The following is a 24,534-nucleotide window of genomic DNA, read 5'->3' as shown; positions in this document are numbered from 1 at the left end:
CGGCGCGATGAACCTCGCTAGAGCCTTTTCCGTTCCGATTGAATCGGAACCGGGCTCTAGCTTCTTTTTTTGACGCGTTTTCTTAACGCGAACCGGTACCCACTTCGCTTGAAAACGCTCTGGTGCGTCACTGGCGTCACGAGGGGGGCGATTTCGAAAGCAGCCCGCCAAAGACCTTGATGAGAGCAGCCTGATCAACTGGCTTTTCGCATCGTGCATAATGCCGATATCCCTCATCGAGGGCATCCGCGCCATATCCTGTGGCGAATATGAACTTAATGGAACGTGCGGCGAGCGCATCAGCAATGGGATACGATTTGCTGCCGTGGAGGTTGACGTCAAGCACGGCCGCATTGAATTCATCAACGTCATGCTCGATGAAGGCAAGTGCTTCTTCGACCCATCCGATCGGTCCGATGACTTCGGCTCCTGCTTCTTCGAGGAAGTCGGTCAGAACCAGAGTCAGCAAATAGTCGTCTTCAACGACAAGGATCCGACAGCCTCGCAACGGTTGGGCGCCGTCCGTCACCCGGCGGCTCCCTGTTCTGCAATAGCCTCTACCGGCGGCAATGGGAGTTCGATGCGGCACAAAACGCCGTCCTCCCCGAATGAAATATCCGTCTTGGCCTTCAACGTGTACGCGAGCGCCTTTTCAAGAAGGTCGCGACCGAACCCTTTGCGCGATGGCTTGGGAAACTTCGGGACCCCGCTTTCTTTCCAGCTCAGCACAAGAGTTGAAGCGCCGCGACCGTTACTCTGAACTTTCCAGGATATATCAAGCTCTCCCCGTCCGTCCTTCAGCGCCCCGTGTTTGACGGCATTGGTCGCCAACTCATGCAAGGCAAGCCCGAAAGTCTGGATCAGCTCGAATCCCAATGCGACCGGCGGGCCCGATATCGTCAGCCGCTCGTCGGATGCTCCTACGGCTTGCAGCTCCAGGCGGAGAATATCGGCAAGGTCGATATGATCGTCCATCGCCCCGCTCACCAGACTCTGAACCCGGCCAAGGGCTGCGAGGCGGGTCGAGAATCCCTGTAACGAACCGCCCTTTCCGAGGGTCTGCTGGGCCAGCGACTGAACGACGGAAAGCAAATTGCGTGTCCTATGCTGAAGCTCGGCGATGAGGATGCGCTGCTTCGCTTCCGAATGCGTCAGGCTCGTCACATCGATGAAAGTGACGACGACGCCTTCTATTCTCAGGTCGCCGTCGCGGTACGGCGCCAGGCGAACGAAGTAGTGCGGACCCTGTCCCTCGCTGTCGACCCGTCTCTCGATGCGGTCCGCACCGGCAAAGACCCTCCGAATGTCGTTGGCAAAACCCGTGAGGTTCAATCGACTCGAAAGGTCGGTGATCGGCCGCCCCTTGTCCGTCGGCAGTATGTTGAACACCTTCATCACGGCTGGCGTGAAACTTCGAATGACCAGCTTCCTGTCCAGAAAGACGGTCGCGACATCCGTACTCTCGAACAGATTCTGAAGGTCGCTGTTCGCTCTATCGAGCGCGTCGATCTTGCCGGTCAGCTCGGCGTTAACGGTATGAAGCTCTTCATTGACCGATTGCAGCTCTTCCTTCGAAGCCTCCAATTCCTCGTTGGTCGACTGCATCTCCTCATTGACTGAAACGAGCTCCTCGTTCGAGGACTTCAATTCTTCCAGCGCGGTTTCATACTCTTCGATCATCGATTGCAGACGATCCCGCGTCTCGCGGAGCTCACGCTCGGTGTGGGCGGCTGCGCCCTCATGACCGCTTTGTGCGCGGCTTAGAGCTTCCTCCGGGCTGAGAACGGGACCTTGATCGGCAAACAGCACGAGAAAGAGCGGCTCGCCGGCGGCCCCATCGCTCAAGGGTTCGATCGTGAGATTGACGATCTGAACTTCGCCGTCGTCACTCTCCAGTGAGACGCCATTGCGCGTTGTCGTCCGTCCCGTTTCCACCGCTTCCCGGAACAGGGTTCGCAGATCGAGCCGGAGCCCTTTGCGTGCCATCGTCAGGAGTTGGCGGGTGGGCGCCCCGGCCGGTGCTTCCAGATATTTGCCTGTGCGCGACGAATAATAGACGACGTCCCCGTCATGATTCACGACGACGTGCGGAGGCGCGAACCGCTCGACCACCTGCTCGTCGACCACTTGCCGCAAAGCCAGCCCGGCGAGCGGCGGCCGGCGCGGAACAAGACCCACTCCGTGTCCTGGCCGCAGACCGTTCAGACCATGAAGCACCATCGGAAGCCGGATCGCGGGAACGACGTCGGACCGACGGCGAAAGATCCGGTGCCGCTTTTCTATCGGGGCCAACAGATCGGCGAATTGGCTGACGTTTTCGGCCGATCCGAGAAACAGATACCCATCGGGACGCAAGGCGTAGTGGAAGGTCGGAATCACCTGGTTCTGCACGTCCAAGCCGAAGTAGATCAGCAGATTTCGGCAGGAGACGAGGTCGATGCGCGAAAATGGCGGGTCGCGGATGACGCTGTGCGGTGAAAAGATGCAGAGCTCGCGCACGTCCTTGGAGACGACGAAGCTGCCGCCGTCCGATATGAAGAAGCGCTTACGCCGCTCGGGCGACACGCTGTCCAGCAGGGCGCCCGGATAGCGGGCCGCTCGCGCGACGGAGAGAGCGCGCTCGTCGATATCGGTCGCAAAAATCTGCACCCGGGGCACGGCAGTCAGTCCGTCCATATATTCCCGCGCCAGGATTCCGATGGAGAACACTTCTTCTCCCGTGGCGCAGCCCGGGATCCAGATCCGGACCGTGTCATCGGCGCCGCGCCCCTCGAAGATTTTCGGGATCACCGAGGTCGCCAGCGTTTCGAACGCATCCTCGTCACGGAAGAAGTTCGTGACGTTGATAAGCAGGTCCCGAAATAGAGCGCCGACTTCGGCGGGCTCCTGCCTCAGCCGCTCTACATAGGCATCGATGGTGCCGAGTTGGGTGACCTGCATGCGGCGCTGGACCCGACGCACGAACGTCTTGGTCTTGTAGCCGCTGAAATCATGTCCGATCTGTGTGCGCAGGATTCCATATATTTCGGGCAGAGCCTGGGCGAGCTCCAGATCCTCCGCATTGTCAGAAGAACGGCTGAGCATTTGTTCGAACAGGTGGTTGCCGCGAACGAATTCCACCAGCTTCGCTCCCATCTCCTCAGCCGGCAAAGCGAAATCGATCAGCCCCGTGGAGATTGCCGCGGCGGGCATGTCCGGATGCTGCGGACCGAAGCCGTCGCCGACCTGCGCGAACGTGACCCCGCCGCGCTCCTTGATCGCCTTGACGCCCAGCGTGCCATCGGAATCGCCACCGGAGAGAATGACGCCTCCCGCGAGCACCCCAAGGTCGACTGCCAAAGCGCTCATGAAGATATCGATCGGCTTGCGCTCGCGGCGGCTGTTGTTTTTCCTGAGCATCAGACGACGATTCTGAATGCCGAGAACAACGTCAGCCGGCATGACGTAGATTTTGTTGTTTTCGACCTGCATCCCATCGCCGGCGACATTCACCGGCAGGTCCGTGTAGCGGCGCACGATCTCGTGCAGAACGCTTTCTCGGTCGGGACTGAGATGGGTGACGATGACCAAGGCAAGCCCGGGCTGTTCCGGCAGGCCGCGGAAGAAGCCTTCCAGCGCCTCGATGCCGCCAGCGGATGCGCCGATGCAGATGATTGGAAAGCTTGGCGTGTCTGTCATGACCCTGAACCTTGCGAACGCGGGGGAGCCCGTTTGGCTTTGACTCCGGCCAGCTCCCGCTGGGCAACGCCAGGCGATGAGGAGGAATGCGACCCTTTTGCCTCCTTCTCCAGCAGGCGCAGTGCTGCGCGTACCACCTCGCTCGACGTGCGAAACCGACCCGAGGCCACTTGCTCGGAGACGAAGCCGCAGAGCTCGTTTGTCAGGGATACGTTCAGGCTGTGTTTGCTGGGCATTGTGCTGCTCCGCAGGGTGGCAACCTCTGTTACCGTCGCAGCAAACCGATGCTTGTTCAAGAACCGGTTCGACCAGGATGGGTTCCGCATAGCTTTTCCGCGAGGGCAGACGCGACCGGGGACTGGCTATCCCCCTTGGCAGGTCGAAGCGGGAGCATCGCGGGCTTACCGATCTAGGCCCTTGCTGCGCTCCATGCGGAAAGGATCGCGGCGGCTGCCGGTCGAGGCCGGACCGGGCGCAAACGACCGGCGGCAGCCAAAATCGCGCCGGAAGTTTTTTAAGAACATCGACTGAGCCATCGGGTTATCGTGCGCCGACGGCAGGCCGGCATCTCCCGAAGGATGATCACATGCCGCTCTTTTTCTTTGATTTCACGTTCGATGGGCGGCTCGAAAAGGACGATCTGGGAACTGAGTTCTCTTGTCTCGAGGACGCCTATCTCGATGCCGTCCACTCGGCTTTGGACATATCGTTCGATAAGCTTCGCGGCCGCGGTGACCCGCATCGGGATTCCGTCGAGATTCTGGATGCGAAACGCCAGTCTCTGATGCAGGTACCGTTCTCGGAGGTGCTGCGCCCGAAGCCGCTTCGGTATGCTGCGTTGCGAGACCAATGCAGTGAGATCATCGATTTATGTCAGCGCGAATTGGCACGTGGCAAACGTCTCAGAGCGGAAATCGACGAAGAGCTGAGAAAGATGGAAATCATCTCCGGAGCGATACGTGCGGCGCTGGAGCGCGCGCAACGGGCACCGATATGAAGCGCTCAGCTGGCGCCCCTGTCACCCCGTTGAGCGGCATCTGAAAATCCAAGATATTCCGGATCGAATTCGGCGACCCCGTACAGTCCCTCTCTATTCCAGATGATCAGTTGTCCCTTGCTGAGGTCGACCAGCTTCCTGCTCCGAAGGTGTTGCAGGACTCTGTTCACATGCACGCATGAGAGGCCGAGGATGTCGGCAAGGTCACGCTGGGTCAGCGGCAACTCAATTGCGTTGCACACCTGCTCGCCGACCTGCATGCGACAGGTAACTTCGCAAAGGAAATGGGCCAGTCGGGACTCGGCCGTCTTCCTTCCCACCCCTATCAGCCACTCGCGCTGGATCGCCGCCTGGAACGCGGTTTCCCGCCACAGTGCCCGCGTGAGCGCCGGACGTTGCTCCATGAAGAGGCGTAGCTCCGCAGCGGAGACGCTGAGGACCAGCGCCGGCATGAAGGCGCTAATCGCGGTTCGCGAACGGCCGAGGATGAGATCTCCGGGGTTGAGCGTATCGCCTGGCAGGAACACGGAAAGGATTTGCTGGCTTCCGTTCTCCAGGGTCCGCGTGGCACGCGCTGCACCATGGCAAAGCATGTGGAATGAGCCCGCTTGCTCGCCCTCGTCGACAATGGTTTCGCCTTTGGCGAAATGTCTGAGCTGCGCCACCGAAAGCAAAGCATGTTGGTCGGCGGCCGGCAAAGCCATCCGCCGTGAGAGGGCAGCAAGGAACAGCCTGGCGAGCGATAATTGCGCCGTCGCCTGCGTTTGCTCCTGAACGACCTGCAGGTCTCCGGGATCTAGTGGCGCAGTGTGCTCCAGCCAGATCCGCATGCCGGCGTGGAATTCGAGTAGCTCGGCTTCCATGATAAGCAGCGCCTTGAGACGGCCTTCCTTTGAAGAGGCGAGCCCTCGCCGTTCGGACGCGAGCTGGCGAAGCTCTCGCGGGGACCGGTTCTGGATCGAAAGGCGGTGCAACATTGAAGTTCCCCTTAAACCAGAGAACAAATTCGACCACCCCGAGTTCCCTCGGAACCCAGCCTCTGCCGTTCCATCGAGACCCGCGGACCCCCCTCGATCGACCGAGGGGCATCGACGAGACGCTCGCACCGAGCGGTCGGGGGATTGCCCACTTTGGCCGAACAGCCCCGACCGCATGAGGGTGGAAAGAGAGGCTAGCAATTCCTAGCCCGGATAACGGACGAGCGGGCTCCCGCGTGTCATCACCTGCTCCAATGGAGACTGTGCATGGATCAAACTTATCCGGCGGCCCGGATCGACGCCACCAGCAAGGTGCCCGAAGTCACTCTGGGATTCTGGCTGATCAAGATCCTCGCGACCACGCTCGGCGAGACCGGCGGCGATGCGGTGACGATGTCGATGAACCTCGGCTATCTCATCGGCACGGCAATCTTTGCGGTGATCTTCGCCGCAGCGGTCACCGCCCAGATGGGCGCCAAGCGGTTTCATCCTTTCCTGTACTGGTTCGTCATCGTGGCGACCACGACGGTCGGCACCACGCTCGCCGATTTCGTCGACCGCTCGCTCGGGATCGGCTATCTCGGCGGCTCCTCGTTGCTGGCGGCGCTGCTGCTGGCCTCCTTGGCGATCTGGTACCGGACGCTGGGCACGGTTTCGGTGGCATCGGTCCAGTCGCGGCAGGCCGAGGCGTTTTATTGGGTGACGATCATGTTTTCCCAGACGCTCGGCACAGCGCTCGGCGACTGGATGGCCGATTCCACCGGGCTCGGCTATGGCGGCGGCGCGCTGGTCTTCGGCGCGGGCCTCGTCATTGTCGCCGCGCTCTATCTCTCGACCAACGTGTCCCGCACCGCGCTGTTCTGGGCGGCTTTCGTGCTGACGCGGCCGCTCGGTGCGACGGTCGGCGATTTTCTCGACAAGCCGATCGATGCGGGCGGCCTTGCGCTCAGCCGTTACACCGCATCATTGGCGTTGTTGCTGGTGATGGTGATCCTGATCGTGCTGTTGCCGCAGCGCGCAGCGCGACGCACGGATTGAAACGAATCCGACGAATGCAGACGGCGGTCTCGGGCGCGTGCTCCCGATTTGACCCGAACGCAAATTATCGGGCAGCTGCGGAGGTACCGTTTTCCTCCAGGAACGACTCGAGGCCTTCCACGTTGCGATAAATCACCGGTACCGTCGTATTGGGCGCCGATGGTTGAGAGACGGTGAGCGCTCCGGCCCGCCTGCCTCCGAGCGAATTTTGGCATGTCGCTCTCAGGCTTCAAAACCGCGCCTCAAGTCGATGGTCTTGATCTTCGCCATCGCGGATTCACCGTGCACCCCACCGAAATTCTGATCCGCAAATTGCGAAGCGATACTCATCTGAGCGATGAGGATGCGGCCAGCGTCAGGGCGCTTCCTGTCCATATCAGGGAGGTTCCGGCTGACACGACGATTGTCCAGCAGGGCGATCATCCGAAAAGCTCCTGCTTGATCATAAAAGGCTTTACCGCCCGCGCGAAGGTCACCGAGACCGGCAGGCGTCAGATCCTGGCATTTCATATTCCCGGAGATGTCCCCGACCTGCAGACTCTTTTCCTCAAAACCATGGACCATGATCTCCTCGCCATCTCGGACGCGACCTTGGGATTTATTGATCACGCCGATCTTTTCCGGCTGATCGACACCCGGAGGACGGTGGCGCGGGCACTCTGGCGCGAGACCTTGATAGACGCCGCCGTGTTTCGGGAGTGGATCGTGAACGTGGGCGTCCGAGATGCGTCTTCACGGCTCGCCCACCTCCTTGCGGAATTGAGGCAACGCTTGCTTGCCGTCGGACTTGTCGCTGACGAGGAATTCCAGTTTCCGGTTACCCAGTCCGAGCTTGCCGACGCGCTTGGCTTGAGCACCGTCCACGTCAACCGGGTGCTTCAGGCATTTCGCGCGCAGGGTGTGTTGGACATTCGTAAGAACCTGGTGACGCTGGTCGATGTCGGGAAAGTGCTTGCAGCGGGCGGATTCGACCCGATGTACTTGCACCAGACAAGCACCGCGCTTCGCCACGAAGCTTAGCGGCGAGGTGAGCGAGATGCGCTTCTACTTCATGGGACCCGGCGAAGCAGCCGATGAGGGACTCGAATTGCCGGACGCCGAGACGGCGCTATGCCAGGCTGCCGACGCGGCGCTCTCGATGGCCCGAGAAAGGGTCGCATGCTCGACGACAGACGTCAGCCTGGAAGTCCATTCCGATCAGGGGTGCGTTGGAACGGTTAAGGTCTGTGTGGTGATCGAGCGTTCATGACGCGGTCACACCGCGTCGCGCCGCGATGATGGCGGCGACATCGATCTTCTTCATGGTCATCATCGCCGCGAATGCGCGCTTGGCTTCGTCACCGCCGGCGGCCATCGCCTGCATGAGGACACGTGGCGTGATCTGCCAGGAGATGCCCCATCTGTCCTTGCACCAGCCGCAGGCGTTTTCCTGTCCGCCATTGCCGACGATGGCGTTCCAATAGCGGTCGGTCTCCACCTGATCGTCGGTCGCGATCTGGAACGAGAAGGCCTCGCTGTGCTTTTGCGCAGGACCGCCATTGAGTCCGAGACAGGCGACGCCGGCCACCGTGAATTCGACCATCAGCACATCGCCTGAGTTGCCGGCGGGATAATCGCCCGGGGCGCGGTGGATGGCGCCCACGGCGCTGTCGGGGAAGGTCTCAGCGTAGAAGCGCGCGGCGGCTTCAGCGTCCTTGTCGTACCAGAGGCAGATCGTATTCTTTGCCATCGCCAATCCTTGTCGGTTCGGGACTCACGCCTGCTTTCGTCGGCAGGCTTTCAGCAGCAGCGTGGTTTGCCGGCGCACGATCTGCTTGATCGCCTGCAGCCGCTCCGGCGTGATCTCGTTGATGCCGAGCAGAAGCTTGAGATGCTCGCGCGAGAAATGGAAGGTGAGCAATTGGCCGTTGATGGCCACCGCCATCAATCGGCGTTCCTCGTCTTCGACGCTGCCATCTGACAGATGCGCGATGATCCTGGCGCAGCAATCATGCACCCGGGAACCCGGGCCTTTCGAGCTATCGACCAACGTGGATTTGATCGGCATGATCCGGCGGGCGATGAACAGCGCACGGCTCGTGGCATCGGGGGAGGCGAACAGGAAGTCCGCCAGCCCGTCGAGCATCGCGCAATAGCCGTCGATGATCTTGCCGTCGCTGGCCTTGGTACGCAGCAGCTCCTCGACGGTGTCCAGCGCTGGGCCGATGGCGTTCATCGCTGCCGTCTGGATGTCCGCGATGCAGGCCGCATAGAGCCCTTCCTTGTTCTCGAAATAATATTGCAGCGAGGGCGCCGGCACGCCGGCCTGGGCCGCGATGTCGCGGGTCGAAACGCCGTCGAAGCCGCGCTCGCCGAACAGCGCCAATGCGGTGCGGATGATCCGCGTCCGCGTCTCCTCGCCGCGCGCGTAGCCGCTTTCCGCCTTCCGCCGTCTCGCGCCCGTCATTCTCGGAACCTCCATGAGGTCAATCATAGCACAACACCAAAATTATTCCAGTTGACATAAATATTCCAATCGGAATAAATATTCCAAATGGAATAAATCTCAATGAGGCCGGTGCCATGAACGTCGCAGTCTTGAAAAAGCCGGGAGATAATCCCGTCAGCGCAGGCGAGGCCGCGGTGGTGGCAGTTCCGCGCAAGCGGCGCCGGACGCGCATGCTGCTCGGGGTGATGGCCGTCCTGGTGGTCGCGTCCGGCGGCGTCTACGGCCGCTATTGGTACCTGGTGGGGCGCTTCATCGAGAGCACTAACAACGCCTATCTACGGGCCGACCAGGTGGCGATGGCGCCGCGCGTGTCCGGCCAGGTCTCGGATATCTATGTCAGGGATAACGAGGACGTCGTCGCCGGGCAGGCGCTCGTAAAGATCGATTCCCGGCGCTACGAGATGGCCGAGCGCCAGGCCAAGGCGACCGTCGATGCGCGCGAAGCCGATGTCGCAAAGAGCGAAGCCGACCTGCGGCAACAGGATGCCGTGATCGCGCAAGCCGCGGCCGATGTGGAGACCGCGCGGGTCAATTCCGATCTGGCGCAGAAGGAAAACGACCGCTCGGCCGCGCTCGCCGTTCGCGGCTTCGCCACCCAGCAGAAGAACGAGCAGACCGAGAGCGCGCTGGCGCAGGCGCGCTCCACCGTCAATCTCAAGCAGGCTGCGCTCGACGCCGCGCGCCAGCAGGTCGCAACCTTGAAGGCCGAGCTGGCGCAGGCCGAGGCGCAGCTTGCTGGTGCCAAAGAAAGCCTGAGCCAGGCCGAGATCGACCTCAGCGACACCGTGGTGCGCAGCCCGATCGCCGGCCGCGTCGGCGACCGCACCGTGCAGCTCGGGCAGTTTGCCCAACCGGGGACCAAGCTGCTCACGGTTGTGCCGACCGGGCAGATCTATCTGGTGGCCAATTTCAAGGAGACGCAGGTCGAGAAGATGCGGCCGGGCCAGCCGGCGGAAATCAGCGTGGACGCCTATCCGAACCTGCCGCTGCGTGGGACGGTCGAGAGCTTTGCGCCCGGCACCGGCGCGCAGTTCGCGCTGCTGCCGCCGGAGAATGCCACCGGCAATTTCACCAAGATCGTGCAGCGCGTACCGGTCCGCATCCGCCTCGCAGCGCCGGAGAACGCCGCACCGGCCTTCGTCCCCGGCCTGTCGATCGAGGTCTCCGTCAACACCAAGCAGGCAGCCTCCGTCCACACCGCGGGAGACGCGCAATGAGCGCCGCCAGCGGCACGCTGCCGCTCGGCGCCGGCGCGGTCGGATCGAAGCCGGCCGACTCCGCCAGCGTCGTCGACTGGATCGCGGTGGTCGCCGGTGCCTTGGGAGCGCTGATGGCGATGCTCGATACCTCGATCACCAACACCGCGCTGCCGCAGATCCAGGGCGAGGTCGGCGCCAGCGGAACAGAAGGCACCTGGATCGGCACCGGCTATCTGGTCGCCGAGGTCGTGATGATCCCGCTGACGGCCTGGCTGACGCGGCTGCTGGGTCTGCGCCGCCTGCTGCTGATCACCACCATCGCCTTCGTGCTGTTCTCGATGATGTGCGGCGTCTCCAACGGACTCATCGAGATGATCATCGGCCGTGCCGGGCAGGGCTTCTTCGGCGGCGCGCTGATCCCGACTGCCCAGGTCATCATCCGCACCCGGCTGCCGCAGCGGCAGATGGCGGTCGGCATGAGCATCTTCGGCGTCATCGTGGTGCTCGGTCCGGTCATCGGACCGATCATCGGCGGCTATCTTGCAGAAGAGGTCTCCTGGCGCTGGTGTTTCTTCATCAACCTGCCGGTCGGCATCGCGCTGGTGACCTTGCTGCTGCTCGGACTTCCGGACGAGAAGTCCAAGTTCGATCTGTTGGCCAAGGCGGACTGGCTCGGCATCGCCGGCATGGCGATCGCCTTCTCGTGCCTCACCGTGGTGCTCGAGGAAGGCCAGCGCGAGCGCTGGTTCGAATCCTCCATGATCGTCGAACTCAGCCTGGTCTCGCTGGCGGGCTTTATCATCATGTTCATCGCCCAGAAGACGCGGCCGGATCCGGTCATCAAGCTGGCGCTGCTGAGCAATGGTGCTTTCGCCAGCGCCACCTTCATCACGCTCGTGGTCGGGGCGGCCGTCTACGGCACCACCTTCGTGGTGCCGCAATTCCTCGCCGGCATCGCCGGTTACAATCCGCGGCAGGCCGGCGGCATCATGGCGCTGTCGGCGATCCCGGTGTTCGTGCTGATCCCGGTGCTGCCGCGCATCATCGGCAAATTCGATACGCGGCTGATGGTGGCACTCGGGCTGCTGTGCTTTGCCGGAAGCTGCTTCCTCGACATCCACCTTGGCCCCGACAGTGCGGGTGCCGATTTCACCTGGTCGCAATTGTTGCGCGGCGTCGGCCAGATCCTGGCGGCGATGCCGCTCAACCAGGCCTCGATGGCGGCGATCGGCCGCGAGAATGCGGCTGACGGTGCCGGCATCTACAGCATGGCGCGCAATCTCGGCGGCTCGATCGGGCTCGCATTGTGCGGCGTCTTCATCGACCAGCGCAGCGCGGTGCATTCCGACACCATCCGCGAGGCCGTAACCGCCAATTCAGTGCTCGGGCAGGCGCGCCTTGCCGCCGATGGCCTCAGCCAGGGCGTCGATCAGGCAACGGCGCATTTGCGCGCGATCGCGCAGCTCTCGAGCCTGGTCGAGAAGCAGGCGCTGGTCATGACCTACGATGACTGCTTCTGGCTGCTCGCCATCGGCCTCATCGCGATCACGCCTGTGGTGCTGCTGCTGCGCTCGCCGAAGCCGGGCGTCGTCGTCGAGGTCGGTCACTGAGACGGCGCATCGTCGGTGAGTGAGCCACGTCACAGCGCATCTGCGCTGGCTGCATCATGGTTGGGCATCGCATCCGATCGGCGGATGCCAAACGGAGGAGCCCGACAACATGGCCAATATCGACCACAAGCAAGGCACCTATACGATTCCCGCCAATGCGAGCCAGCAATACACCTTCTGGTGGGGACGCGACTCGAAGGCGCCGAATGAGTTCTTCGACGTCTCGATCGCGCCGCATCACGATAAGGACCGTCGGACTATGGAGCCGCTGCGCCAGACCGACAGGTCGGTGGTCTGGGATCTCCGCGGCGGCGTTGGCGTGGTGCTGTTCATAACCTTGCAGAACCCCAACAGCTTTGCGGTCACGTTCGAGGCCAATCACGTCCGCATCTATTGACGCGAGGGTGACTGGTGCGGGCCGCGTCGGTCGCGCGGCCGGCGGCCGATATAAAAATCAAGCAGGCGGATCCCACGCCACCGGCAGGTTGAGCAATCCGCGAAACGCCCAGCCGCCCATCCGTGCCGGCTCGTCTTCGACCAGTCGCAGGCCTTTGAGGCGCCTAAAGATGGCGGGCAAAGCAACGTCGGCGACCATCGCCCTCGACGCCCAGGCGCCGGCGCAAAAATGCGGCCCGGCGCCGAACGCGATGCTCTTGCTGGTGTCACGCCGGACATCGAACTCATCCGGTCGCGCGAAATGCTTCTCGTCCCGGTTGGCGGAGCCGAACATCAGGAACACCCGTTCCTCCGCCTCGAATGCCACGTCGCGGACCGTCCACGGCTTCGCCACCCGGCGCGGCGACATGCCGATCGGCGAGATCCAGCGCGAATATTCCTCGAACGCCTGCATCCATGGAGGCTCGCCCGCCATCAGCAGCCGCAACTGATCCGGATGGGTGAGGAGCGCCCAGACGGTCCCGGCAATCGCGTCGCGCGGCTCGTTCTGCCCGCCGCTGATCGCGAGCTTGATGTTGGCGCGAATGCTCTCCATCGGCATGTCGCCGGCGAGCATGACGCCGAGCAGGCTCTGATCGGGTTGCTTGCGCAGATGCGGCACCATGTCGTCGATGGCGGCATCGATGCCGCTAGTTGCCGCATGGCAGCGCGCCTCGACCGCGGGGTCTCCGGCGTAGTTGGCGATGCCGTCGATCATGCCCTGCGACCAGGCGTTCATGTCCTCGAACCGCATGTTGGTGAGGCCGGTGATCGACTTCAGGCATTCGGCCGAGAACGGCAGCGCGAAGTCGCGCACGAAATCGCAGGCGCCCGCTGTCGCCAGTGCATCGAGGATTCGGTCGGCATGGGCCTGGAATTGGCTGGTCCAGTGCGTCTTGACGGTCTTGGGCGAGACCGCCGGGAAGATCGCCTTGCGCTCGGCGAGATGCGCCTCGCCGTCCTTGCGCATCATGTTGTGGCCCATCAGCCGGTTCATCAGGCCCTCAGGCTGATGCGAGCTGAAGACATCAATCTGCTTTTCGCAGACGTAGATATCGTCCCGGCTGCACAGCAGCGTGCTGCCGAGCTGCGGCACGAACGCGATCGGCGCCTCGCGACGTAAGCGCGCCAGGGTCGGGTAGGGATCATGCCAGAAGGCGACGACGTCGATGTCGATACGGGGGGCTGTGCTCAAGATCGGTCCTCCAGGCGTGAGCATATCGCATCACGGCCGGGCATGTCTGTCCCGTGGCCGGAAGCTGCGGGGTCTTTGCGCAGGATGAAGTGCGAGGACCGGCAGGCGCCAACACCGCGCATGGCCGTTGACAAACCGACGTCATTTCAATATTCGTTGAAATATGGAAAAGACAGATGCCGTCGCGGCAATGGCTGCGCTCGCGCAGGACAGCCGCCTCGACGTGTTTCGGCTGCTGGTGCAGTCCGGACCTGACGGTCTGCCGGCGGGGGCCATTGCCGAGGCTCTCGGTCTGGCGCCGAACACGTTGACGTTCCACTTCGATCGACTTCGCTCGGCGGGTCTCGTTACGGTGCGCCGCGAGGGCCGCTCGATGATCTACGCGGCGCAGTTCGAGCAGATGAATGCACTGCTCGGCTTTCTCACGGAAAACTGCTGCGGTGGCGCCCCCTGTGCGCCCGCCGCCACATGCAAACCTGCGCGCAAGCGCGCCAGAGTCCCGGCTTGAAAGGATACGTCATGAAGCGCCTCCATGTTCACGTCTCCGTCGAAGACATCACCCATTCCATCGGCTTCTATTCGGCGCTTTTCGCCACGCAGCCGACGGTCGTAAAGTCGGACTATGCGAAGTGGATGCTGGAGGATCCTCGCGTCAATTTCGCTATCTCGACGCGCGGGCGCGAACCCGGACTCGATCATTTGGGAATTCAAGTCGAGAATACCGACGAACTGTCCGAAGTCTATGCGCGGCTGCGTGAGGCGGGCGGCAATGTTGTCGAGCAGGGAGAGACGACCTGTTGCTACGCTAAATCGGAGAAATCCTGGATCAACGATCCTGCCGGCATCGCATGGGAGACGTTCCACACCACAGGTGATAGCACGATCTACGGTGATGGCACCGGAGAGAACGGCGCGCGAATTGCCAATGAGAAGGTGAACGCCTGCTGCGCGCCTGAAGCCACGCAGAAGCAAGCCACGGCCTGCTGCAACACCTGAGAGATGCGCCGTGGCGGACAAGCTCTACAATATCCTTTTCCTCTGTACGGGCAATTCTGCACGCTCGATCCTCGCGGAATCGATCCTGCGGAAGGACGGTGAGGGTCGCTTTCGCGCCTTCTCTGCGGGCAGCAATCCGAAAAGCGCGGTACACCCGCTGACGCTGCGGACGCTCGAACATATGGACTATCCGACTGATGGGCTGCGCTCGAAAAGCTGGCTCGAGTTCACCGCCGACGCGCCGGCAATGGATTTTGTCTTTACGGTCTGCGATAGCGCCGCCGGCGAATCCTGCCCGATCTGGCCGGGCCGGCCGATGACAGCGCATTGGGGCATCGAAGATCCCGCCGCCGTTGAGTGCTCGGCGCTGGAGCAGCAGGCAGCGTTCATGACCGCGTTTCATTTCTTGAAGAACCGCATCGGCGCGTTCGTGAATCTTCCACTGAGCAGTATCGACGCACTCTCGCTTGGCACGCGGCTCCGCGAGATCGGTCGTCTCGACGGTGCCACGCGTCCGACTCCACAGGCGGGCTGATGTCGTCGCCCGGCCAGCGAATGGTCGCCGAATGGCTGGGCACCGCATTTCTACTCGCCGCCGTCGTCGGCTCGGGAATCATGGCGCAAAGGCTTGCAGGTGGTAACGCCGCCCTCGCCCTGCTTTGCAACACCATTCCAACCGGCGCGATTCTCGTCGTTCTCATCCTGATTTTCGGTCCGCTCTCCGGCGCGCATTTCAATCCGGCGGTGACGCTGGCATTCGCCTGGCGAAGCGAATTGCCATGGGCTGTCGCCGGTCTCTACATCGTCGCGCAGATCACCGGCGGCATCGCGGGCGTCTTCGCAGCCCATTTCATGTTCGAACTGCCCGTCCTGCAATCCTCGCTCACGGTACGGACGGGCATGGGACAATGGTTTGCCGAGGGCGTTGCGACCTTTGGCCTACTGCTCACGATCTTCGGCTGCGTCGCCCGTGCCTCCACGGCAGTCCCTTATGCGATCGGCCTCTACATTACGTCGGCCTATTGGTTCACCGCTTCGACATCGTTTGCCAATCCTGCTGTGACGATCGCGCGCTCACTGTCGGACACGTTCGCGGGCATCGCTCCCGGCGACGTCCCAGGCTTCATCGCCGCTCAGCTTGGTGGTGCAGCGCTGGCTGTTTGTCTTGCGCCCTGGCTTTGGAAGCCGGCAAAGTAGCTTCGATCAGATGGCGGCCATCTCGCTTGGAGTTCCAGCGGTGTGCTTGTTGCGCGATCGGCATCGGGATCAGGGGACACCCAGGGCTGCGCGATCGGTCGAGCAGGTCACGAAATATGTGATCTGCTCGACCAGCAGATTACTCTTCTTTCTGGCTCTTCCGATCGCTCTGCTCGTGCGAAGGATGCGTGGGCATGGTGCCGGGCTCCGTCTGGTTCGCAGCCTCCGCTCGCTGCTTGTCCTTCGGTTCTTCTTCCCCACGCCCCGCACGCGCGATGCCTTGATCATGATCACCCATAAGTTGCTCCGCTAAGCAGGTTCCACATGGGAATTCGTGCCTTACTGCTGCGATCCGGACCGCGGATTGCCGGTATTACTTTGCGAATTTGCAGGAGAGCTTTGGCTGGAGTCCGACGAAGCCGCTCCACCGGCGCCCATGCCTGTCGTCCCGGAGGGCGCCGACGTTCCGCTCATGGCCTCGAACACCGACATACCATGCGGGCCGATCGTCATGACGACCGGGTCTCCGTCGTGCGATCTGGCCTGGACGACAAACGACCTCGCAACAACCTTCACGTCGGTGAAGCCGGCTTTCTGCAGGTCCTGCCGGATTTTCTCGATTGCGGATGCGTTTTGGGCGTCTGCGTTCGCGCGGTTTGCGGTGGATGGATCCTTCTGGTCATTGCTGCTGGATGCGGCGTCCATTTGCGAACTGTTGACAGCAGGCGCAGCTGTCTGCGCGTATGCGGACGAGCCGAGCACCGCCAACGATGCTGCAATCGCTAGAATTGTCTTCATGAGCGTCCTCCTTTGGATGAAGATATTGTTTATCGGTCCAGCCAATCGATCGTTCCTATCGAGCTTGATCACGTCGCATCGACAGCATTGGCTTGATAACAAGGAACCGCATGAAGAGCTGGCTCGGGCGAACCGTCGTGACCAATGGCAATCACCGATTTTCCAGCCAGTTCTTGCGACGCCGCAAAATTTGTCTTTCTTTTTTTCAGAAGTTGTGGTTTATATGCCTCGTCCGCTCTCGACACAAGGGGCGTATCGCGATCGTCACGACACGCGAGGGCGGATGCGGTGGGTGCGGCAGGGCGCAGCATGATCTTGATCATGCGGACGAACGCTCCGCCACACACGGTGAAATCGTGGCGTTCTGACCTCCCGGTGCTGAGGTCAAGCCGGCGCGGACGTTGCGCCTGCGACGGGGGCAAGAGAGCCGGTCCCCGGGGAGACCACGTATAAGCCGTAACGCCATCGCGCAGGGAAGGCCGGGCGATCTCGGCTGCACCTGTGGTTCTGCCGCGTGCTTTTTGCTACACGCGGACCATGGGCGCCAGCCGGCGCCCGGCCTTTCCCGCGCCCTTCGTTTCAGAGGGCGGCAATTGATCCACAGCTCGGACGCCAGGCGCGCCGCGAGAACAAGCTGTCATGACTTTGATGTACGCTTGTCACAGCCGGTGGAACCAAACGCCGGCAGCCACTGTTACCGCATGGCAGGAGGAGCCCACATGCGTCGCCCCAAAATTCAGCCCATTCGCAACAAGCTCGATCTCACCGATCGCGTCCAGGTCCGCGTCGTGACCAAGCGGCTTGGCGTCTCTCAATCCGAGCTTACCGATCTCGTCGGTCGTATCGGCAATTCAATGGCCGCGCTTGCCAAGGAGGTCCACCTGCAGAAGGCTCGCAAGTTGCCGGGCTCGGTGCAGGTGCCGCCCGCGGAGGTGTTTATCGCGTCGGTGGCGGTAGCCGAGGCCGCCGCCACGGAGTTAGGCGCACCTGCTGAGCCGAGGGGATAAACGATCCGGTCAGGCTAGGGGGCAAAGAGTAGGGGCACAATGGACCAGAAGATGAATCCTGGTGACGCGCTGGCGTTGGCCGCGTCGAGCTTGCGCAAGTCCAAGATCACGGAGGGCCGACCGTTCCCGCTCGGTGCGACCTGGGATGGACTCGGCGTCAATTTCGCGATCTTTTCCGCGCACGCCAGCAAGGTTGAATTGTGCCTGTTCGATGATGCCGGGGAAACCGAGATCGAGCGGATCGAACTCCCCGAATACACCGACGAGGTCTGGCATGGTTATCTGCCGACCGCGCGCCCGGGCACCGTCTATGGCTATCGCGTACACGGCCCCTATGAGCCCGATGCCGGCCACCGCTTCAATCCTAACAAGCTCCTGATCGATCCCTATGCCAAGCAGCTCGTCGGCCAGCTGCGATGGGGGCCGGAGCTGTTCGGCTACCAGCTCGACCATGCCGACAAGGATCTCTCGTTCGACGAGCGCGACAGTGCGCCGCTGATGCTGAAATGCCGGGTGATCGATCCGGCCTTCACCTGGGGCACGTCGCGCAAGCCGGAGATCCCGTGGGAGCGCACCATTTTCTACGAGATGCATGTCAAGGGCTTCACCAAGCTGCACCCGCTGGTGCCGGAAGCCGACCGCGGCACGTTCTCAGGGCTCGCCCATCCGGACGTTCCAGCCTATCTGCGCTCGCTCGGCATCACCTCCGCCGAGTTGCTGCCGATCCATGCCTTCATCGACGACAGCTATCTGATCGAGAAGGGCCTGCGCAACTATTGGGGTTACAACTCGATCGGCTTCTTCGCGCCCGAACCGCGTTACATGAAGACGGGGTTTGCGACCGAGTTCAAGGCCATGGTGAACCAGTTTCACGCTCATGGCATCGAGGTCATTCTGGACGTCGTCTACAACCACACCGCCGAAGGCAACGAGCTCGGGCCGACCTTGTCGTTCAAGGGCATCGACAATGCGAGCTATTACCGGCTGATGCCGGATCAGAAGCGCTACTACATCAACGACACCGGCACCGGCAACACGGTGAACCTGTCGCACCAGCGTGTGCTGCAGCTGGTCGCGGATTCGCTGCGCTATTGGGCCACCGAGATGCGGGTCGACGGCTTCCGCTTCGATCTCGCCACCATCCTTGGTCGGGAGCCGTACGGTTTCGACGAGGGTGGCGGCTTCCTCGATACCTGCCGTCAGGATCCGATCCTCTCCAGCGTCAAGTTGATTGCCGAACCCTGGGACATCGGTCCCGGCGGCTATCAGGTCGGGCAGTTTCCCCCGGGATGGGCCGAGTGGAACGACAAGTTCCGCGACACCACGCGCGCGTTCTGGAAGGGCGATGCCGGCGCGATGGCGGATCTCGCCAAGCGCGTCACCGGGTCGGGCGACCTCTTCAACAAGCGCGGGCGCCGGCCTTGGGCGAGCGTGAATTTCATCACGGCCCATGACGGCTTCAACCTCAACGACCTCGTCTCCTACAATGAGAAACACAACGAGGCCAACGGCGAGGACAATCGCGACGGCCACAGCAACAATCACTCCTGGAATTGCGGCGTCGAAGGCCCGACTGACGATCAGGAGATATCGGCCTTACGCGAGCGGCAGAAGCGTAATCTGCTCGCCACCATGCTGCTGTCGCACGGCACCCCGATGCTGCTCGCCGGCGACGAGTTCGGCCACACGCAGAAGGGCAGTAACAACGCGTATGCGCAGGACAACGAGATCACCTGGCTCGACTGGATGGGGATCTCGGCGGATGGGCGGAAGCTGCGCGAGTTCACCCGCAAGCTGATCGCGATGCGCAAGGCGTTCCCGATCCTGTTTCGCAGCCGCTTCCTGGTCGGCTCCCATAATGAGGAGCTGGACGTCAAGGATGTCACCTGGCTGGCGCCGTCAGGCGAGGAAATGACCGACGAGCAGTGGAATGACGGCAATGCGCGCTGCTTCGGCATGCTGCTCGATGGCCGCGCCCAGGAGACCGGCATCAAGCGTCGCGGTTCGGACGCGACGTTGCTGCTGGTCTACAACGCCCACCACGACGTCGTGAACTTCACGCTGCCTGCCGTGCCGGAGGGACGCAACTGGCTGTTCCTGCTCGACACCAATCAACCCGATGCGCAATTGCCGTCATTTCCGTTCGGTCACGTCTATGAGGTGACCGGGCGCTCGCTGCTCGCCTTCGGGCTCTCCTCGGAGCAATCACCGATGCGTGGGCTGCGGCATGGGCTCGGTGCGCTGCTCGATATCGCCGAGACGCCGCTGGGGTAGGGTTGACGGGCGATGTCAGGCGCCGCGCGCATAGCTCTTCAGGCGTGCGTCGAGCACGGCCAGGATGGCGTCGCGCACCGGATCGCCGGAGCCGCGCAGCCAGACTGCCGCCAGTGGCAGCCGTCCGATGCTGCTGCCGCGCTTCAGCTTCAAGGGCACGAAGCGGACACCGGCGATCGCCAGCCGCGAGGTCCAGCGCGGCACGATCGCAACGCCGAGTCGCGCGGCAACCAGATTGACGATGGTCTGCTTCTCGTCGGCGACCTGCACCACGCGCGGTGCAAGGCCAGCCTCTTCGTACAGCTTCATGGTCAGGTCGTGGCTGTGCGGCCGCGAGCGGCGGTCCGGCACGATCATCGGCTGGTCGGCGAGCTCATGAAGCGAGATCGAAGAGCGTTTCGCCAGCGCATGCCGCTCCGGCAGCGCTACGACCGCGGTTTCCATCAGCAGCGGTCGGAATTCGAGCCGCTTGTCGGCGCGCTCAGGCGGCCGGACGAAGGCAAGGTCGAGCGCGCCGGACAGCAGCTTCGGCAGCAGCCGGATGGTCTTTTCCTCCAAAAGCTGCACCGCGATCTCGGGATGCTCGCTGCGGAAGCCGTGCAGCAATGGCGGCAACAGGCCGGCGGCGGCGCTGTCGATCGCCCCGAGGCGCAGCCGGCGTGCGGGACGCGCGCGCGAGCGGGTGCGGAAATTGGCCTCGATCGCCTCGACCCGGGCGAGGATCGCGCGGGCGTCTCGCAGCAGCGTGGTGCCGTGCTCGGTCAGCGACACCGCGCGGGTAGTGCGGGCGAACAGAGGCGTCGCGAGGTCATCTTCCAGCAGCTTGATATGGCGGCCGAGTGCCGACGGCAGCATCTGCAGCCGCTGCGCCGCCTTGCCGAAGTGCAGCTCCTCGGCGGCGGCGACGAAGCAGCGGAGCTGGTGCAATTCCATTGTGGCGTGATCTCCCGGCCCGATGATTATATCAATTTTTTGTATAAACCAACGCCGATTGAAGCGGCCGCGCAACTGTCTAGGCTTCCCCACTGCAACAAGAAAATGCTGCTAGGGAGGTCAGGTGATGACGGGAGAGCTCGAGACGCGCGTGCTGCGCAAGGTGACCTTGCGCATCGTTCCCTTCATCATGCTGCTGTACTTCGTGGCGTTCATCGACCGCGTCAATATCGGCTTCGCGGCGCTGACCATGAACAAGGATATCGGGCTGTCGTCCTCGGTGTTCGGCTTCGGCGCCGGCATCTTTTTCTGGGGCTATTTCCTGTTCGAAGTGCCGTCCAACCTCGCACTCGACAAATTCGGCGCGCGGCTGTGGATCGCGCGCGTGATGATCTCCTGGGGCATCGTCTCCGGCGCAATGGCCTTCGTGCAGGGACCGGTCAGCTTCTACTCCCTGCGTTTCCTGCTTGGCGTCGCCGAGGCCGGCTTTTTCCCCGGCATCATTCTTTATCTCACCTACTGGTTTCCGGCGCGGCAGCGCGCCGCTGTCACGGCGCTGTTCATGGCCGCGGCGCCGCTCTCCACCGTGCTGGGTTCGCCGGTCTCGGGCGCACTTTTGGGGATGGACGGGCTGCTCGGCCTGAAAGGCTGGCAATGGCTGTTCCTGCTCGAGGCGGTTCCCGCGGTGCTGCTCGGCTTGGTCGTGCTGGCCTACATGACCGACCGTCCGGAGCAGGCGAAATGGCTCGCCGATGATGAGCGCGCATGGCTGGTGCGGACGATGAATGTTGAACTGACCAGCAAGGCTGCGGTGGCGAGCCACAGCATCTGGCGTGGTCTCGCCGACATCCGCGTGCTGGCGCTGGCGCTGGTCTATTTCGGCACCTCGGCCGGCCTCTATACGCTCGGCGTCTGGGCGCCGCAGATCATCAAGCAGTTCGGGCTGTCGTCGCTCGAGGTCGGCTTCCTCAACGCGGTGCCGGCGACCATCGCCGTCATCGTCATGATCTGGTGGGCGCGGCATTCCGACCGGACCGGCGAACGGACCTGGCATGTCGTGCTGGCCTGCCTGCTGGCGGCGGTCGGGCTTGCGCTAGCCGGCATGGCAAGCGGCGTCGTCGCGGTGCTAGCGGCGCTGACGCTGGTCAATATCGGCATCTCGTCGTCGAAGCCGCCGCTGTGGAGCATGCCGACCATGTTCCTGTCCGGCTCGGCCGCAGCCGCCGGCATTGCCACGATCAACTCGATCGGCAATCTCGGCGGCTTCGTCGGCCCGGCGGTGATCGGCTGGATCAAGGACCGCACCGGCAGCTTTGCGGGCGGGCTTTATTTCGTCGCCGCGCTGCTCGTGCTTTCGGCCGTGCTGACCTTGCTGCTCTCACGTTCACAAGCGAAGGCCGCGCCGGCCGCGCAGACACAACCGCGCTAACTTTTGGAGCTTTCTCATGCGCAACTATAACATCGCCGCTATTCCCGCCGACGGCATCGGCCCCGAAGTGATCTCGGCCGGTGTCCGCGTGCTCGAGGCGCTGGCCAAGCGCGCGGGCGACATCGGCTTCACCGTCAAGACCTTCGACTGGGGCTCGGACTATTACAAGAAGCACGGCGTGATGATGCCGGCTGACGGCCTCGCTGAGCTGAAGAAATTCGACGCCATCTATTTCGGTGCGGTCGGCGCGCCCGACGTGCCCGACCACATCACGCTGTGGGGCCTGCGGCTGCCGATCTGCCAGGGCTTTGATCAATACGCCAATGTGCGGCCGACCAAGATATTGCCAGGTGTCGCTTCGCCGTTGCGCAATGTCGGCGTCGGCGATCTCGACTGGGTGATCGTGCGCGAGAACTCGGAAGGCGAATATGCCGGCATGGGTGGCCGGGCTCACAGGGGCCTGCCGGAAGAGGTCGGCACCGAGGTCGCGGTGTTCACCCGCGTCGGCGTCACCCGTATCATGCGCTATGCGTTCAAGCTCGCGCAGTCGCGGCCACGCAAGTTTCTCACTGTCGTCACCAAGTCGAATGCGCAGCGCCACGGCCTGGTGATGTGGGATGAGATCGCCGCCGAGGTCGCAGCCGAGTTTCCGGACGTGACCTGGGACAAGATGCTGGTCGACGCCATGACGGTGCGGATGACGCTGCATCCGAAGAGCCTCGACACCATCGTCGCGACCAATCTACACGCCGACATCCTGTCCGATCTCGCCGGTGCGCTGGCCGGCAGCCTCGGCGTGGCGCCGACCGGCAATATTGATCCGCAGCGCCGCTTTCCCTCGATGTTCGAGCCGATCCATGGCTCGGCCTTCGACATCACCGGCAAGGGCATCGCCAACCCCGTTGCGACCTTCTGGACCGGGGCGCAGATGCTGGAGCATCTCGGCGAGAAGGATGCCGCCGTGCGGCTGATGGCGGCAGTCGAAAAGGTCTGCGCCGCCGGCGTGCTGACGCCCGACGTCGGCGGCAAGGCGACGACAAAGGAGGTCACCGAAGCCGTCATCGACGCGATCCACGGCTCCAACACCTGAACGGGAGCGGAACCGATGCTTCCCGCCATGCGAAAAGGTTCCAGATGCGGGCTTGCCTTGGCGCAGATGAGGACTATTCGTTGTCGCAACCGAATCGGCGGCAGGCGGTCACACGTCTGACGCCGGCCAAGGATATCAGGGCCGTCCTGATCGGGCAGGGGAGAAAGGGCAACACCATCATGCGTCGTCATCGTCGGGCCAAGATCGTTGCAACCGTTGGCCCCGCCAGCAACTCGCCGGAAATGCTCAAAACGCTGTTCATGGCGGGGGTGGACACTTTCCGCCTCAATTTCAGCCATGGCACGCAGGCCGATCACGCCAAGGTCCACGCCGCGATCCGCGCCCTCGAGAAGGAGGTGCAGCGTCCGATCGGCATCCTGATGGACCTGCAGGGCCCCAAGATTCGCGTCGGCACGCTGCGCGACAAGAAGATCAATGTGGAAGCCGGCGAGGCGATCCGCTTCGTGCTGAAGGGCACCGATGGCGACAAGATGTCGATCCCGCTGCACCATCCGGAGATATTTGCCGCCGTCGCGCCCGGTCACGATCTTCTGATCGACGACGGCCGCGTGCGGGTGCGGGTGACGGGGCTCACCGACGATCACATCGACGCCAAGGTCGTGATCGGCGGCGCGATCTCCAACAACAAGGGCGTCAATCTTCCCGGCACGATGCTCGATCTGTCGCCGCTGACGCCGAAGGACCGCGCCGATCTCGAATACGGCCTCAACCTCGGCGTCGACTGGGTGGCGCTTTCCTTCGTGCAGAAACCGTCCGACGTGATTGAGGCGCGCGGCCTGATCGGCAACCGCGCCGGGGTGATGGCCAAGATCGAGAAGCCGGTGGCGCTCGACCATATCGACGACATCATCCAGCTCTGCGACGCCATCATGGTGGCGCGGGGCGATCTCGGCGTCGAGATTCCGCATGAGGACGTGCCCGGCAGGCAGAAGGAATTGGTGCGCGCCTGCCGTCTGGCGGTGAAGCCGGTGATTGTGGCCACCCAGATGCTGGATTCGATGGTGGCGGCGCCGACGCCGACCCGCGCCGAGGTTTCCGACGTTGCTACTGCGATCTATGACGGCGCCGATGCCGTAATGCTGTCGGCGGAATCGGCCAGCGGGCAATATCCGCGCGAGGCGGTGGCGATGATGGACAGCATCATCAAGGCCACCGAGAGCCACAAGATGTAC

At 62.9% G+C, this 24,534-nt stretch carries 26 protein-coding genes; 16 read left to right on the top strand and 10 right to left on the bottom strand.

Features of this window, described 5'->3' with window-relative positions; all coding sequences use genetic code 11:
* Window positions 1-136: 136 nt before the first annotated feature.
* The 3 genes from WA702_RS05325 to WA702_RS05315 are packed head-to-tail and all read right to left on the bottom strand — an operon-like array spanning window position 137 to window position 3,914.
* Window positions 137-529, bottom strand: coding sequence for a response regulator (locus WA702_RS05325; protein ID WP_425109490.1), 393 nt, complete (start codon window positions 527-529; stop codon window positions 137-139).
* Window positions 526-3,678, bottom strand: a complete 3,153-nt coding sequence (locus tag WA702_RS05320; RefSeq protein WP_425109489.1) for a CheR family methyltransferase — start codon at window positions 3,676-3,678, stop codon at window positions 526-528. The genes WA702_RS05325 and WA702_RS05320 overlap by 4 nt, the downstream gene beginning before the upstream one ends.
* Window positions 3,675-3,914, bottom strand: a complete 240-nt coding sequence (locus WA702_RS05315) for a type II toxin-antitoxin system ParD family antitoxin (protein WP_425109488.1) — start codon at window positions 3,912-3,914, stop codon at window positions 3,675-3,677. Before WA702_RS05315 ends, WA702_RS05320 begins: the two co-directional genes overlap by 4 nt.
* A 350-nt stretch (window positions 3,915-4,264) precedes the next feature.
* On the opposite strand from WA702_RS05315, the gene WA702_RS05310 reads away from it, so the two are divergent.
* Window positions 4,265-4,675: a DUF6894 family protein gene (locus WA702_RS05310; RefSeq protein WP_425109487.1), complete on the top strand. Its 411-nt coding sequence runs from the start codon at window positions 4,265-4,267 to the stop codon at window positions 4,673-4,675.
* A 5-nt stretch (window positions 4,676-4,680) separates the two neighbouring features.
* Here the strand turns inward: WA702_RS05310 and WA702_RS05305 are convergent, their stop codons facing one another.
* Window positions 4,681-5,538 (bottom strand): Crp/Fnr family transcriptional regulator, encoded by an 858-nt coding sequence (locus WA702_RS05305; protein WP_425109486.1) that lies wholly within the window; start codon window positions 5,536-5,538, stop codon window positions 4,681-4,683.
* Window positions 5,539-5,919: 381 nt separating this feature from the next.
* Between WA702_RS05305 and WA702_RS05300 the strand changes: the two genes are divergently transcribed.
* From WA702_RS05300 to WA702_RS05290, 3 genes are all read left to right on the top strand, one after another.
* Window positions 5,920-6,690: a hypothetical protein gene (locus WA702_RS05300; protein WP_425109485.1), complete on the top strand. Its 771-nt coding sequence runs from the start codon at window positions 5,920-5,922 to the stop codon at window positions 6,688-6,690.
* Between the two features lie 213 nt (window positions 6,691-6,903).
* Window positions 6,904-7,710, top strand: coding sequence for a Crp/Fnr family transcriptional regulator (locus WA702_RS05295; protein ID WP_425109484.1), 807 nt, complete (start codon window positions 6,904-6,906; stop codon window positions 7,708-7,710).
* Between the two features lie 16 nt (window positions 7,711-7,726).
* Entirely contained in the window at window positions 7,727-7,939 is a 213-nt protein-coding gene (locus tag WA702_RS05290) for a DUF6894 family protein (protein ID WP_425109483.1), read from the top strand.
* Here WA702_RS05290 and WA702_RS05285 read toward each other — a convergent pair.
* Both WA702_RS05285 and WA702_RS05280 read right to left on the bottom strand, forming a co-directional pair.
* Window positions 7,934-8,419: a VOC family protein gene (locus WA702_RS05285; RefSeq protein WP_425109482.1), complete on the bottom strand. Its 486-nt coding sequence runs from the start codon at window positions 8,417-8,419 to the stop codon at window positions 7,934-7,936. The genes WA702_RS05290 and WA702_RS05285 overlap by 6 nt on opposite strands.
* Before the next feature lie 24 nt (window positions 8,420-8,443).
* Window positions 8,444-9,136, bottom strand: a complete 693-nt coding sequence (locus WA702_RS05280) for a CerR family C-terminal domain-containing protein (RefSeq protein WP_425109481.1) — start codon at window positions 9,134-9,136, stop codon at window positions 8,444-8,446.
* Window positions 9,137-9,252: 116 nt separating this feature from the next.
* Between WA702_RS05280 and WA702_RS05275 the strand changes: the two genes are divergently transcribed.
* The 3 genes from WA702_RS05275 to WA702_RS05265 all read left to right on the top strand — a co-directional run bounded on the left by WA702_RS05275 (window position 9,253) and on the right by WA702_RS05265 (window position 12,384).
* Window positions 9,253-10,395, top strand: a complete 1,143-nt coding sequence (locus tag WA702_RS05275; protein ID WP_425109480.1) for an HlyD family secretion protein — start codon at window positions 9,253-9,255, stop codon at window positions 10,393-10,395.
* Window positions 10,392-11,987, top strand: coding sequence for a DHA2 family efflux MFS transporter permease subunit (locus tag WA702_RS05270; RefSeq protein ID WP_425109479.1), 1,596 nt, complete (start codon window positions 10,392-10,394; stop codon window positions 11,985-11,987). The genes WA702_RS05275 and WA702_RS05270 overlap by 4 nt, the downstream gene beginning before the upstream one ends.
* A gap of 109 nt (window positions 11,988-12,096) precedes the next feature.
* Window positions 12,097-12,384, top strand: coding sequence for a hypothetical protein (locus WA702_RS05265; RefSeq protein WP_425109478.1), 288 nt, complete (start codon window positions 12,097-12,099; stop codon window positions 12,382-12,384).
* A gap of 57 nt (window positions 12,385-12,441) precedes the next feature.
* Here the strand turns inward: WA702_RS05265 and WA702_RS05260 are convergent, their stop codons facing one another.
* Entirely contained in the window at window positions 12,442-13,617 is a 1,176-nt protein-coding gene (locus WA702_RS05260) for a cytochrome P450 (protein ID WP_425109477.1), read from the bottom strand.
* Window positions 13,618-13,780: 163 nt separating this feature from the next.
* On the opposite strand from WA702_RS05260, the gene WA702_RS05255 reads away from it, so the two are divergent.
* Genes WA702_RS05255 through WA702_RS05240 form a run of 4 tightly spaced genes read left to right on the top strand, consistent with a single transcriptional unit; the run spans window position 13,781 to window position 15,810 of the window.
* A complete protein-coding gene (locus WA702_RS05255) occupies window positions 13,781-14,125 on the top strand; it encodes an ArsR/SmtB family transcription factor (RefSeq protein ID WP_425109476.1) in 345 nt (114 codons plus the stop codon).
* A gap of 11 nt (window positions 14,126-14,136) precedes the next feature.
* Window positions 14,137-14,613 (top strand): ArsI/CadI family heavy metal resistance metalloenzyme, encoded by a 477-nt coding sequence (locus WA702_RS05250; protein ID WP_425109475.1) that lies wholly within the window; start codon window positions 14,137-14,139, stop codon window positions 14,611-14,613.
* Between the two features lie 10 nt (window positions 14,614-14,623).
* Complete coding sequence (locus tag WA702_RS05245; protein ID WP_425109474.1) at window positions 14,624-15,148, top strand: arsenate reductase ArsC; 525 nt, start codon at window positions 14,624-14,626, stop codon at window positions 15,146-15,148.
* Entirely contained in the window at window positions 15,148-15,810 is a 663-nt protein-coding gene (locus tag WA702_RS05240; RefSeq protein ID WP_425109472.1) for an aquaporin, read from the top strand. Before WA702_RS05245 ends, WA702_RS05240 begins: the two co-directional genes overlap by 1 nt.
* 339 nt (window positions 15,811-16,149) lie before the next feature.
* On the opposite strand, the gene WA702_RS05235 is transcribed toward WA702_RS05240, so the two are convergent.
* Both WA702_RS05235 and WA702_RS05230 read right to left on the bottom strand, forming a co-directional pair.
* On the bottom strand, window positions 16,150-16,608 hold the full coding sequence (locus tag WA702_RS05235; protein ID WP_425109471.1) for a hypothetical protein: 459 nt from the start codon (window positions 16,606-16,608) through the stop codon (window positions 16,150-16,152).
* Window positions 16,609-16,676: 68 nt separating this feature from the next.
* Entirely contained in the window at window positions 16,677-16,931 is a 255-nt protein-coding gene (locus WA702_RS05230; protein WP_425109470.1) for a hypothetical protein, read from the bottom strand.
* A gap of 396 nt (window positions 16,932-17,327) precedes the next feature.
* On the opposite strand from WA702_RS05230, the gene WA702_RS05225 reads away from it, so the two are divergent.
* Window positions 17,328-17,615 carry a DUF3606 domain-containing protein gene (locus WA702_RS05225; RefSeq protein ID WP_425109469.1) on the top strand — a complete coding sequence of 96 codons (288 nt, stop codon included), beginning with the start codon at window positions 17,328-17,330 and terminating at the stop codon, window positions 17,613-17,615.
* A gap of 39 nt (window positions 17,616-17,654) precedes the next feature.
* Window positions 17,655-19,889 (top strand): glycogen debranching protein GlgX, encoded by a 2,235-nt coding sequence (gene glgX / locus WA702_RS05220; RefSeq protein ID WP_425109468.1) that lies wholly within the window; start codon window positions 17,655-17,657, stop codon window positions 19,887-19,889.
* Window positions 19,890-19,904: 15 nt separating this feature from the next.
* Here the strand turns inward: glgX and WA702_RS05215 are convergent, their stop codons facing one another.
* Entirely contained in the window at window positions 19,905-20,822 is a 918-nt protein-coding gene (locus tag WA702_RS05215) for a LysR family transcriptional regulator (RefSeq protein WP_425109467.1), read from the bottom strand.
* 127 nt (window positions 20,823-20,949) lie between these two features.
* On the opposite strand from WA702_RS05215, the gene WA702_RS05210 reads away from it, so the two are divergent.
* The 3 genes from WA702_RS05210 to pyk form a co-directional block, all read left to right on the top strand.
* Window positions 20,950-22,251, top strand: a complete 1,302-nt coding sequence (locus WA702_RS05210; RefSeq protein ID WP_425109466.1) for an MFS transporter — start codon at window positions 20,950-20,952, stop codon at window positions 22,249-22,251.
* Between the two features lie 16 nt (window positions 22,252-22,267).
* On the top strand, window positions 22,268-23,341 hold the full coding sequence (locus tag WA702_RS05205) for a tartrate dehydrogenase (protein ID WP_425109465.1): 1,074 nt from the start codon (window positions 22,268-22,270) through the stop codon (window positions 23,339-23,341).
* Window positions 23,342-23,520: 179 nt separating this feature from the next.
* Window positions 23,521-24,534 (top strand): pyruvate kinase (gene pyk / locus WA702_RS05200; RefSeq protein ID WP_425109497.1); only part of this gene is annotated, 1,014 nt, incomplete at its 3' end.

Origin of the sequence: Bradyrhizobium sp. (genome assembly GCF_049798375.1) — a bacterium.
Lineage (GTDB): Bacteria > Pseudomonadota > Alphaproteobacteria > Rhizobiales > Xanthobacteraceae > Bradyrhizobium.
Note: the sequence above shows the minus strand (reverse complement) of the source record. Positions and strands in the feature narration are given on the sequence as shown.